The 11302-nt window shown below is 69.9% G+C and carries 8 protein-coding genes; 2 read left to right on the top strand and 6 right to left on the bottom strand.

From position 1 onward, the window contains the following. Positions 1 to 46 precede the first annotated feature (46 nt). The 4 genes from ON38_RS06290 to hutU form a co-directional block, all read right to left on the bottom strand. Positions 47 to 733, bottom strand: a complete 687-nt coding sequence (locus ON38_RS06290) for an IclR family transcriptional regulator (RefSeq protein WP_039823098.1) — start codon at positions 731 to 733, stop codon at positions 47 to 49. 52 nt (positions 734 to 785) lie between these two features. After that, entirely contained in the window at positions 786 to 1940 is a 1155-nt protein-coding gene (locus ON38_RS06285) for a CaiB/BaiF CoA transferase family protein (protein ID WP_039823096.1), read from the bottom strand. 16 nt (positions 1941 to 1956) lie between these two features. Beyond that, complete coding sequence (locus tag ON38_RS06280; protein WP_039823094.1) at positions 1957 to 3108, bottom strand: acyl-CoA dehydrogenase family protein; 1152 nt, start codon at positions 3106 to 3108, stop codon at positions 1957 to 1959. Positions 3109 to 3379: 271 nt separating this feature from the next. Continuing rightward, positions 3380 to 5056, bottom strand: a complete 1677-nt coding sequence (hutU, locus tag ON38_RS06275) for a urocanate hydratase (RefSeq protein ID WP_039823092.1) — start codon at positions 5054 to 5056, stop codon at positions 3380 to 3382. A 244-nt stretch (positions 5057 to 5300) separates the two neighbouring features. On the opposite strand from hutU, the gene ON38_RS06270 reads away from it, so the two are divergent. Both ON38_RS06270 and hutC read left to right on the top strand, forming a co-directional pair. Beyond that, on the top strand, positions 5301 to 8708 hold the full coding sequence (locus ON38_RS06270) for an NAD-glutamate dehydrogenase domain-containing protein (protein WP_039823131.1): 3408 nt from the start codon (positions 5301 to 5303) through the stop codon (positions 8706 to 8708). Positions 8709 to 8780: 72 nt separating this feature from the next. Next, the gene (hutC, locus tag ON38_RS06265) at positions 8781 to 9536 is read left to right on the top strand and encodes a histidine utilization transcriptional repressor HutC (RefSeq protein ID WP_039823090.1); all 756 of its coding nucleotides are present in this window, start codon (positions 8781 to 8783) and stop codon (positions 9534 to 9536) included. A gap of 84 nt (positions 9537 to 9620) precedes the next feature. Here the strand turns inward: hutC and ON38_RS06260 are convergent, their stop codons facing one another. Both ON38_RS06260 and ON38_RS06255 read right to left on the bottom strand, forming a co-directional pair. Further along, the gene (locus ON38_RS06260) at positions 9621 to 9890 is read right to left on the bottom strand and encodes a ferredoxin (RefSeq protein WP_039823088.1); all 270 of its coding nucleotides are present in this window, start codon (positions 9888 to 9890) and stop codon (positions 9621 to 9623) included. Continuing rightward, positions 9887 to 11215, bottom strand: coding sequence for an NADH-ubiquinone oxidoreductase-F iron-sulfur binding region domain-containing protein (locus tag ON38_RS06255; RefSeq protein WP_051164429.1), 1329 nt, complete (start codon positions 11213 to 11215; stop codon positions 9887 to 9889). Before ON38_RS06255 ends, ON38_RS06260 begins: the two co-directional genes overlap by 4 nt. Positions 11216 to 11302: the final 87 nt, after the last annotated feature.

Below are 11302 nucleotides of genomic sequence, written 5' to 3'. Positions count from 1 at the left end.
ATCACATTCTTCTGCGGTGGACCGTCATCCGGCGACGGGCGCACGGTCAGGCCGGGCCGGGGCCGCCGCTCGCGGCGTCGGGCCGCCCCAGTTCGATGGACAACCGGGCGCAGCGGTCGACGAGCACCTGCCCGTGCCCCGCGCAGGTGTCGTCGTCGAGTCGGAAGGTGGGCCCGACGACGCTCAATGCGCCGACGATCCGCCCGATTGCGTCGTAGATCGGCGCCGCCACACCGGTCGAATGGTCCTCGATGGTGTCGTGGGCGATCGCGTACCCGTGCGGCCCCACCTTCCCGAGCAGCGCGGCGCCCACCGCGGTCCCGTCCAGGGGGACGGTCTGCCCGACCCATCCCATGTGCCGGATCGCGTGCGTGCCCTCGACCTGTCCGAGGTATAGAGCGGTACCCCGGGGCCCGGGAGCCGACAGGTAGGTCGATTCCCGGGTGAGCTCGGCGATCTCGGCCATGGCCCGCCGCGCGCGCAGCAGCAGCTGGTTGTCGGCGATGGCCCGGGCGCCGATCTGGAGAAGGCGGGGGCCGGCGCGGTAGACGTTGTCCTCGCCGCGCCGGACGAACTCGGTCTGCTCGAGACTGCGGATCAACCGCAGCGCCGTACTCGTCGCCAGGTCGGCCGTCTTCGCGGCATCGGCGAGAGTCAGCCCGCCGTGTTCGATGATCGCGCCGAGCAGTTCGAAGGTGCGGCTCACACTGCGCGTCACATCGCCGGGTGCCATGTTTCACTCCAATACCGGGGGTGCCGGCGCGGCGGCCGGCCGTGCACCGAATCTAGCGGGGGTGGATCTCGGCGAGGATCTCGTCGTGGTGTTCGTCGAGCAGTGGACTCCGCCGAACCGCCGGTCGGTCGCTGTCACCGAACACCACCGGTTGGCGGACGTAGGACACGGTCCCCGCCACCGGATGCTCGAACGACTCGACAACGCCACGGTGGCGCGCCTGATCCGACCCGAGCGCCTGCTCGACGCTCCATACCTCCGAGCCGGCCAGGCCGGCGCCGTCGAGCACCTCCAGGATCTGCGCGACGGTGCGACCGGCGGCCCAGGACTCGATCTCCTTGCGCAGGGCCGGTTCGTTGCGGGTGCGCGCCGTATCGTCGGTGAAGCGCGGGTCGGTGATCAGCTCGGCCCGGCCCATGGTCCGGGCCAGCGTCTCGAACCCCTTCTGGCCGGCGACCGCGAGAACGAACAGACCGTCGTCGGCGCGGTAGGTGTCGAACGGCGTGGAGACGGGGTGCCGGTTGCCGACCCGCGCCGGTGTCGTACCGGTCGCCTGGAGCTGACTGTGCGCGGTGGGCAGCATCGTGAGCATGCTGTCGAACATCGCCACATCCAGATGCTGCCCGTGGCCGGTGGCGCGGGCAGCCAGCAGCGCGGTGCTGATGCCCCAGGCCGCGAACAGGCCGGCCACGGTGTCGCCGAACGATTCGCCCAGCCGGGTAGGTCCGGAGTCCGGGGTGCCGGTGATGCTCATGACCCCGGACAGGGCCTGCACCACGAGGTCGTAGGCGGCTGCCCGCGACATCGGGCCGTGCTGCCCGAAACCCGAGATCGAGGCGTACACGAGCCGTGGGTTGCGGGCCCGGGCCGCGGCGTAGTCGATACCCAGCCGCGTCGTGACCCCGGGCCGGAAGTTCTCCACCACGACATCGGCGCCGGCGATCAACCGCAGCAGTGTCTCCCGGTCCGCGGTGTCCTTCAGATCGAGTGCGATGGAGCGTTTGCCCCGGTTGAGAATGTCGAAATAGATGCTCTCGCCGTCGCGGAACGGTCCGAGGTGCCGGGAGTCCTCGCCGGCCTTCGATTCGATCTTCACGACGTCGGCGCCCGCGTCGGCGAGCAGTGCGGTGCAGAACGGTCCCGCGAGGACGCGGGACAGGTCGACGACGCGGATGCCGTCGAGTGGGGGCAGGGCAGGAGTGGTCATCACAGAACCTCGGTCTTCAGTAGGCGGTGGAACGGAGCGAGGGCGCGTTGCCCGCGATGGTCAGCAGCTGGATCTGTGAGGTGCCCTCGAAGATGCGCAGGATCCGGCAGTCGCGGTAGAGCCGTTCGATCTCCGATTCGCGCATGAATCCGGCGCCGCCGTGGATCTGGACGACCCGGTCGACGATCGCGGCGCAGGTCTCGGTCGCGGTGTACTTGGCGATCGAGGCCGCGCGCCGCAGATCGAGTCCGGCGTCCTTGGTATCGGACGCCCAGTCGGCGGTGACCCGCGCGGCCACGAGTTCGGCATCGCATTCACCCAGCAGTAGCTGGATCGCCTGGAACTCGGCGATCGGATGGCCGAACTGCCGGCGTTCGGCGGCGTAGCCGCGCCCGAGTTCCCAGGCGCGCAGGGCGATACCGTTGGCCATGGCGGCGACGTCGATACGGGCGCGGTTGAGGGCGGTGAGGGCGATATTGCCACCGCGGCCCTCGGCACCGATCACGGCGTCGTGCGGCAGCACCACATCGTCGAGGTACACCGTGTAGGTGGGCGCGGAGCGGATGCCCATTTTGTCCTGCGGCTCGGAGAAGGTGACTCCGGGTGTGCCCTGGGGGAGGGCGAAGGCCGTGATACCGCGGAATCCGGCGCCGGGATCGGTGGTGGCGAACAGGACGAGCAGATCCGCTTCGCGGGCATTGGAGATGAACGTCTTGGCGCCGGACAGGTGCCAGCCGTCGTCGGCGCGCCGCGCCACGGTGCGCATGGCTGCGATATCGGATCCCGCGTCCGGTTCGGTGAGCGCGAAACCGGCGAGGACCGCGCCGGCGGCCAGGCCCGGCAGCCAGCGGCGCCGCTGCTCCTCGGTGCCCCCCACCAGGATCGGTTCGAGACCTAGGTAGTGCGCGGTGTAGATCGATGCCAGCGCCGCGTCGGCCCGCGCGACCTCCTCGACGGCGACGAGCTGGGCCCGCGTGGACAGTCCGAGCCCGCCGAACTCCTCCGGCACCGAAATGCCCATCAGGTCCATTTCGGCGAGGCGGCGGATCAACCGAGCGGGGAACTCCCGGGTCTCATCGCGTTGCGCGGCCCCCGGGAGGACTTCGGCATTCGCGAACGCGCGGACGGTCGCACGGAATTCGGACAGGTCGAGGGTGTGGGTGGTCACGGGGACTCCTGGGGGAACTGGCGACGAGTTCGCTTAGTTTCATTTAGTGGAAGTCGAATGCCATTAGATGGCATGCAGTTGACTATGGCGTAGCGGGCGGTGCTTTGTCCAGCGCCGATTCCCTCCGGTTCCCGGCCCGGAAACGACGACGAGCGGCAGCGCACAGGCCGGTCACCTGTGCGTTGCCGCTCGTCACCCGCCCGGAGCGGCGCCGAGCGGGCGTGCTCACGCGTTCCGGCGTGAGCGATATGTGGTTATGTGGTGGTGGAGATCAGTCGTTCTCCCTCATCGGCACCCGGACCCCGCGGGTGCGCGCGGTCTCTATCGCATGGTCGTAACCGGCGTCGACATGCCGGATGACGCCCATTCCGGGGTCGTTGGTGAGTACGGCCTCGATCTTGGCGGCCGCCAGGTCGGTGCCGTCGGCGATACACACCTGCCCGGCGTGCACGGACCGGCCCATGCCGACTCCGCCGCCGTGATGGATCGACACCCAGGAGGCGCCCGAGGCGGTGTTGACCAGGGCGTTGAGCAGCGGCCAGTCGGCGATCGCGTCGGAGCCGTCGATCATGGACTCGGTCTCGCGGTAGGGCGAGGCGACGGACCCGGAGTCCAGGTGGTCGCGGCCGATGGCGATCGGCGCGGACAGTTCACCGGCGGCCACCATCTCGTTGAATTTCAGTCCCGCGAGGTGACGTTCCCCGTAGCCGAGCCAGCAGATCCGCGCCGGCAGACCCTCGAAGGCGACCTTCTCGCCCGCCATCTCGATCCACCGGCGCAGATGCTCGTTCTCCGGGAACAGTTCCAGGATCGCCCGGTCGGTGGCGGCGATATCGGCGGGATCACCGGACAGGGCCGCCCAGCGGAACGGGCCGAGGCCCTCTTCGAACAGCGGGCGGATATAGGCCGGGACGAAACCGGGGAAATCGAAGGCCCGGTCGAAACCGGCCTTGCGGGCCTCGTCGCGGATGGAATTGCCGTAATCGAAGACCTCGGCGCCTTTGTCCATGAAGCCCACCATGGCCTTCACGTGCGCGGCCATGGATACGCGCGAGTTCTTCGTGAACTCGGCCGGATCCTTCGCGGCCATCGTCTTCATATCGCCGAAGTCGACCCCGAGGGGTAGGTAGGACAGCGGATCGTGCGCCGAGGTCTGGTCGGTGACGATATCGATCGGCGCGTCCATCTCCAGCAGTGCCGGGAAGACCTCGGCCGCGTTGCCCTCGAGGCCGATGGACAGGGGGCGCTTCGCGTCCCGGGCCTCGACCGCGAGCCGCAGCGCGTGCGCGAGGTCGTCGGCCTTGGTGTCGAGGTACTTGTGCGCGATCCGGCGGTCGATCCGGGTGACATCGCAGTCGACGCAGATCGCGACGCCTTCGTTCATGGTCACCGCGAGCGGCTGCGCGCCGCCCATACCGCCGAGGCCCGCCGTCAGGGTGATGGTGCCCGCCAGGCTGCCGCCGAAGCGTTTGCGGGCGATGGCGCCGAAGGTTTCGTAGGTGCCCTGCAGAATGCCCTGGGTGCCGATGTAGATCCACGATCCCGCGGTCATCTGGCCGTACATGGTGAGGCCGAGATCCTCGAGGCGGCGGAACTCCTCCCAGTTGGCCCAGTCGCCGACCAGGTTGGAGTTCGCGATGAGGACACGCGGCGCCCATTCGCTGGTGCGGAAGACGCCGACCGGCTTACCGGACTGCACCAGCATGGTTTCGTCGTTCTTCAGGATCTTCAGGGTGGCGACCATGGCATCGAAGGCGGCCCAGCTGCGGGCGGCCCGGCCGGTGCCGCCGTAGACGACCAGGTTGTCCGGGTGTTCGGCGACATCCGGATCGAGGTTGTTCATCAGCATGCGCAGCGCACCCTCTTGCTGCCAGCCGAGGGTGTTCAGGCCGGTGCCGCGCGGGGCCCGTACGGGCCGGGCCTCGTGGCCGGGGGAGGTGATGTCCATGGTGCTCCTCGTGGTCGGGCGGTGCTCTCCGCGTGCTCGAGTGGGCGACTGTGCCGCCGGTGCCGTCCGTATCCGGTTCGGCTCGTGTTGTGCGCTGGCTCACGCGCAGTGACGATGTCTTGTATATTCCTGTCTATACAACCTCATGTCAAGGCGCCCTCTGCCACCAGCCCCGCACCCGCCGGTGTCCGACCGGATACCACGGCGACCCGGACGCCCCGTGAAACAAGCGAAAGGTCCCGAGATGCACACCGGCCACACCGAAACCGATCCGACTCCCGCCCCGGACGAACTCGGCGACACGCTGCACCGGGGCTATCGGACCTGGGATCGCCACCTGCTCGCCGGCGCCGACCCCGAGTCCCGCGCAGCGCTCGCCGCGCTGGTCTCCGGACTCCCGGTCGCCTACAAACACGATGTCGCACCGGAGCAGGCCCGGGTCGACCTCGGGGTCCTCGCCGGGCTCACCGACAGCGCGATCGAGGCCCGTCTCGTCGCCGACCCCGCCGGATCGGGAACCCATCGCCTGGTGCTGTACGTCGGCGGGAGCCCGGCCGCGCTGAGTGATCTCGTGCCCCTGCTGCACAGCCTCGGCGCCCGCATCCTGGATGAACGCCCCTACCCACTCGTCTCGCCCGCGAACCTGCCCTGCTGGATCTATGTGTTCACCCTGCGCTACCCGATCGCGCCCGCCGCGGATTCCGGCGAGTTCGCGGTCCGGTTCGGCGCGGCGGTTCGCGCGCTCTGGTCCGGGCGAACCGAGCCGGATCGGCTGGGGGAGTTGATCGCCCGCGCCGGTCTGCGTTGGCGGGACGTATCGGTCCTGCGGGGCTACGCCGAATACCTACGTCAGGCCGGATTCCCCTACAGCAGCGTCTATGTCGCCGATACGCTCTGTCGCCACCCGGCCGTCGCCGCCGCACTGGTCGATTACTTCGCCGCCCGGTTCGATCCGGCAACCCCGTGCGCCGACGGCGGTGAGGCGGCCGCCGCGCGGGTCTCGGCATCGATCGAGGAGGTGCGCGGGCTGGACGAGGACCGGATCCTGCGCGCACTGCTGAGCGTTGTGCGCAACACCGTGCGCACCAATCACTTCGTCACCCCCGAGCCGGAAGTGCTGGCCCTGAAATTCGATTCGCGCCGCATCGAGGAGCTTCCCGAACCCCGGCCCCGGTACGAGATCTTCGTCCACTCGCCGGCCGTCGCGGGGGTGCATATGCGGTTCGGGCCCGTGGCCCGGGGCGGGCTTCGCTGGTCGGATCGGCGCGAGGATTTCCGCACCGAGGTCCTCGGGCTGGTGAAGGCCCAGGCGGTGAAGAACGCGGTCATCGTGCCGGCCGGCGCCAAGGGCGGATTCGTACTCCGCCGGCCCCCGGTGCCGACCGGGGAAGCCGACCCCGATCGCCGAGCCAGGCAGGTCGCCGGTACCGCCGGATATCGCGCGTTCATCCGCGGCCTGCTCGACCTCACCGACAATATCGACCGCGCGACGGGTGAGGTCCGCCCACCGCGCGGTGTGGTGCGCCACGACGGCGACGATCCTTATCTGGTGGTGGCCGCGGACAAGGGCACGGCCACCTTCTCCGATATCGCCAACGAGGTGGCGGCCGAATACGACTTCTGGCTCGGGGACGCCTTCGCCTCCGGTGGTTCGGTGGGCTACGACCACAAGGCGATGGGCATCACCGCACGTGGGGCGTGGCACAGTGTGGAGCGCCGCTTCCGCGAAGCCGGCCTCGATATCGGCGAAGCGGGTTGCACGGTCGCGGGTATCGGGGACATGAGCGGGGACGTCTTCGGCAACGGCATGCTGTGCAGCGAGCACATCCGCTTGGTCGCGGCGTTCGATCACCGGCACATCTTCCTCGACCCGGATCCCGACCCGCGGCGTTCGTATGCCGAGCGCGCCCGGCTGTTCGCGCTGCCGAGATCCTCGTGGGCGGACTACGATTCCACGCTGATCGGCCCGGGCGGCGAGGTGCTGGACCGCACATCGAAATCGGTGCGGATCACCGCAGAGGTCCGGCGGGTGCTCGGGCTCGGGAACGAGGTCACCGAACTGACACCGCCGGAGCTGATCCAGGCGATCCTGCGGGCACCGGTCGACCTGTTGTGGAACGGTGGAATCGGAACCTATGTCAAAGCCACCGCGGAATCACATGCGGAGGTCGGGGACAAGGCCAACGACGCGGTCCGGGTGAACGGCCGCGAGCTGCGGGCGCGGGTCGTCGCGGAAGGCGGAAACCTCGGTCTCACGCAGGCGGCCCGGATCGAGTTCGCCCGCGCCGGTGGCCGAGTGGGCACCGATGCCCTCGACAATTCGGCGGGTGTGGACTGTTCCGACCGCGAGGTCAACATCAAGATCTTGCTCGACGATCTGATCGGATCCGGCGCGCTGAGTCCGCAGGCGCGGCCGCGACTGCTCGCCGAGATGACCGATGAGGTGGCCGAACTGGTGCTGGCGGACAATATCTCCCAGAACGAACTGCTCGGTACGGCGCTGGCCGACGCGCCGCAGCAGGCCGGGGTACACGCACGCCAGCTCGCGGCGCTCGAGGCAGCCGGTGAACTGGATCGCGCCCTCGAAGTTCTGCCCGACGCACGGGCGATCGCGGTGCGGCAGCGGGTCGGCGAAGGATTGTCGGCGCCCGAACTGGCGACGCTGGCGGCCCACGCCAAACTCGACCTGAAACGTGCCCTGCTGGCCGGTGAACTGGTCGATCACGAGGTGTTCCGGCCCGTGCTGCGGGCCTACTTTCCCCGGCCCCTGCGTGAAGCGCACGCGGAGGCCGTCCATCGGCATCCACTGCGCCGTGAGATCGTCGCCACCGCGTTGACCAATACGGTGGTCGACCGCGGCGGCATCACCTATGCCTTCCGGCTCGCGGAAGAGGCCGGCGCGAGTGCGGACGACGCGGTGCGCGCGTTCAGCGTCGCGACCGCGGTCTTCGGACTGCCGGAGCTGTGGGCGTGCATCGCGACCGCGTCCGTACCGAGCGCGCTCGCCGACGAACTGGTCCTCGTCACGCGCCGGCTGCTCGACCGCGCGGCCCGCTGGCTGCTGCAGCGCCGACCACAACCCTTGGCGGTCGGCGCGGAGATCATGCGGTTCCGGGACCGGATCGAATACGCCTCCACCATGCTCGACGGCTGGCTGGCCGGTGCCGACCGCACCGATCTGCGGACCCGGACCCGCGCCCTCGCCGAACGCGGGGCGCCCGAGGAGCTGGTCCACGATGTCGAACTGGTGCTGGACCGATTCGGCCTGCTCGACGTGGTGGAGATCGCCGAACTCGCCGACTGCGAGGTGGCCGTCGCCGGGGAGCTGTACTTCCTTCTCTGCGAACGTGTCGGTCTGGTGCGCCTGCTGCACGGGGTCTCCGGGCTGAGCAAGGAGAGCCGGTGGGACGCGCTGGCGCGGCTGTCGCTGCGCGACGAACTGTACGACAGCGTCCGGGCCGCGGCATCGGACGCACTGAGCCATGCCGTACCCGGTGATACCGCAGAACAGATTCTGGCCGACTGGGAGGAGCGCAACGGATCCCGGCTGCGCCGGGCCCGCGGCGCGCTCGCGGAGATCGACGAATCGGGCCGGCGGGACCTCGCGGCGCTGTCCGTCGCTTCGCGGCAACTGCGCCGGATGACGGCCTGAGCCCGGCGGTAGACTTCGCTGGCCGAGCCGGAGCACCCGGCGGTGGGATCTTCCGAGGAACAGGGGCAGGGTATGGCAGTCGCCGATGTCGACGCGGAACTGGCCGTGCTGTTCCACGAGACCGGCGGCGAATCCGTGCCCGCCTACGAGCGTGTCAAGAAACTCGTCGCGGAGAGCATCCGCTCGGGCCGCTGGGCCGAAGGTGATCAGTTGCCGTCCGAGAACCAGTTCGTCACCGCTCTCGGTCTGTCCCGGATGACGATCAATCGTGCCCTGCGGGAGCTGACGAGCGACGGGTTGATCGTCCGGATGATGGGGGTGGGCACGTTCGTCGCCCGCACCAAGACGGCCTCCCCGCTGTTCGAGGTGAAGAACATCGCCGACGAGATCCAGCAGCGTGGGCATCGCCATCGCACCGAGGTGGTGTTCGTCCGCGAGGAGGACACCGACCATTCGCAGGCGTTCCTGCGCGACGATGTCGGCGCGCGCATCTTCCACTCGCTGCTCGTGCACTACGAGGACGATGTCCCGATCCAGGTGGAGGATCGGTTCGTGAACCCCGCCCAGGCACCGGAGTACCTCGACCAGGACTTCACCGCGCTGACCCCGAACGACTATCTCACCCGGGTGGCCCCGCTGGTGCGCGGTGAGCATGTGGTGGAAGCGGTTTCGGCCACCCCTCAGGAGTGCCGCCTGTTGCGGATCGAGCGCACCGAGCCGTGCCTGTTGATCCGCCGCCGTACCTGGTCCGAACGTGGCCTGGTGAGCGCCGCACGTCTCGTCCACCCGGGTACGCGCAGCAGGTTGGAGGGCGAGTTCTCGCGCTGACCCACCCGCCGCGACGGCCCGGGTCTGCGGCGTGGGAAACGAATACACGGCCGACCGGCCGCGTTGCGATCCCGGCCGGATCGATTATTCGAGGGCGGGCCGTGCCGGTGGGTCCGGCAATGTGTCACCTGCGGTGGGCGCGCCGTTCGCCCGGTTCGGTTCGGGCAGTACGGTGATCGCGTGTACGGGGCAGTCCAGCAGGGCCCGGTGCACGGCGTCCTCGTCGGCGGGGGCGATGGCCGGGCCCCCGGCGAGCGAAGCGTAACCCCAGTCGTCGAGTGGGAAGTGTTGCGGCGCGTGTTTGGCGCAGATCCCGAAACCGTCGCACAGCGTGCGGTCGAGTTTGATCTTCACAGCAGGGCCTCCGTTTCCACCCGGTACGGCACGAGGCCGGTGGCGATTCCCGCCGCGCACTCCGGGCAGCGGTTGTCCACATGCGCGGCGACTTCCCGCGGGAACCGTTCCAGCAGGCTCGCCGCGGTATTGCAGGCGGCGTCCAGGGTGCCGCAGGCGCCGCGTCCGCGCAGTACCGACGACCAGCGGCGCAGCCGTCGCAGATCGTCGGCGCCGGCGCGGCCCGCGGTCAGCGCGGTGGCGACCGCGGCCATGGCGGCGGTGCCGTTGAAACAGGAACCGCACTGTCCGGCGTTCTCCCGGTCGAAATAGTTGAGGACCCCCGAGGCCACCGCCACCGGGCATTCCGTGGTGATGAGGGCGATCGCCCCACAACCCAGACCCGCGCCGGCCCGCCGCAGGCTCTCGTGGTCCAGGGTGAGGTCCAGGACCGTCCGGTCCAGCAGGCCGGTGAAGTAGCCACCGATCAGGGCGCCGCGCAGCTCGGTCTCGGCGACGCCGTGCAGAGCGAGTAGATCGCGGAACGCGAGGCCGTGCGGTAGTTCGTAGAGCGTGGGCGGGCGGCCCCCGGCCGTGACCGTCGCCAGGAAGGTGCCGGGGGACAGAGCGGTACCGGTGGCGCGGTAGGCGTCGGCGCCCCAGCGGTCCAGGAACGGGAGATTGGCCAGCGTTTCCACATTGCTGACCAGGGTGGGCAGCCCGGCGACGCCGGATTCGAAAGGGCGCGGCGGTTTATCGGTGGGTTTGGCCGGTCCGCCGTTGACGGCCCGGACCGCCGCGGTCTCCTCGCCGGCCACGTAGCCGGGATCGACCCGCACCACCGCGAGCTGCGGGCCGTCGGGCAGCGCCCCGCCGAGTTCGTCCAGCGCCGCGGTGACGCACCGTGCGGATTCGGGGTCGGAGAGGTAGAGGTATGCGCGCCGCGCACCCACCAGCGCGGCCGCCAGCCGCACCCCGTCCAGCACCAGATGCGGACGATTGCGCAGCAGCCAGCGGTCCTTGAACGACGCCGGTTCGCCCTCCTCACCGTTGGCCAGGACCACGGTTTCGGTCCAGCCCGCGGGTGCTCCCGCGCCCATCCGGCTACCGCCGCGGACACCATGCACCTTCACCGCGAACGGGAATCCCGCGCCACCCCGCCCCCGCAACCCGCTGCGTTCCACCTCGTCCGCCAGCGCCGCCACCGACCCGACCGGGCGGTAGCCGCCGCGGTCCCGGTACTCGTACGCGGTTTCCACCGCGCCGCCGGTGAGGAGCAGACGTGGTTCGCTACCGGGATAGGGAACCGCGGCCGGGCCCCCGGCCGACGAGAACAGGTGCTGCATCATCCCTCCTGGATGGGCGCGGCGCCGGGCCGCTCGAATCGGGCGTATCTCCGCATCGGCCGCGCCCGTACACCGGTGGCGGACGGG

This window comes from Nocardia testacea NBRC 100365, from assembly GCF_000308775.1.
GTDB lineage: Bacteria > Actinomycetota > Actinomycetes > Mycobacteriales > Mycobacteriaceae > Nocardia > Nocardia testacea.
The sequence above is the reverse complement of the archived record's forward strand: the minus strand, read 5'-3'. Positions and strand labels throughout refer to the sequence as shown.

Coding starts and splice junctions, on each gene's coding strand:
- ON38_RS06270 (WP_039823131.1), top strand. CDS start 5,301: ATGCACACCGGCCACACCGAAACCGATCCGACTCCCGCCCCGGACGAA.
- ON38_RS06285 (WP_039823096.1), bottom strand. CDS start 1,940: ATGACCACTCCTGCCCTGCCCCCACTCGACGGCATCCGCGTCGTCGAC.
- ON38_RS06290 (WP_039823098.1), bottom strand. CDS start 733: ATGGCACCCGGCGATGTGACGCGCAGTGTGAGCCGCACCTTCGAACTG.
- hutC (WP_039823090.1), top strand. CDS start 8,781: ATGGCAGTCGCCGATGTCGACGCGGAACTGGCCGTGCTGTTCCACGAG.
- ON38_RS06255 (WP_051164429.1), bottom strand. CDS start 11,215: ATGCAGCACCTGTTCTCGTCGGCCGGGGGCCCGGCCGCGGTTCCCTAT.
- hutU (WP_039823092.1), bottom strand. CDS start 5,056: ATGGACATCACCTCCCCCGGCCACGAGGCCCGGCCCGTACGGGCCCCG.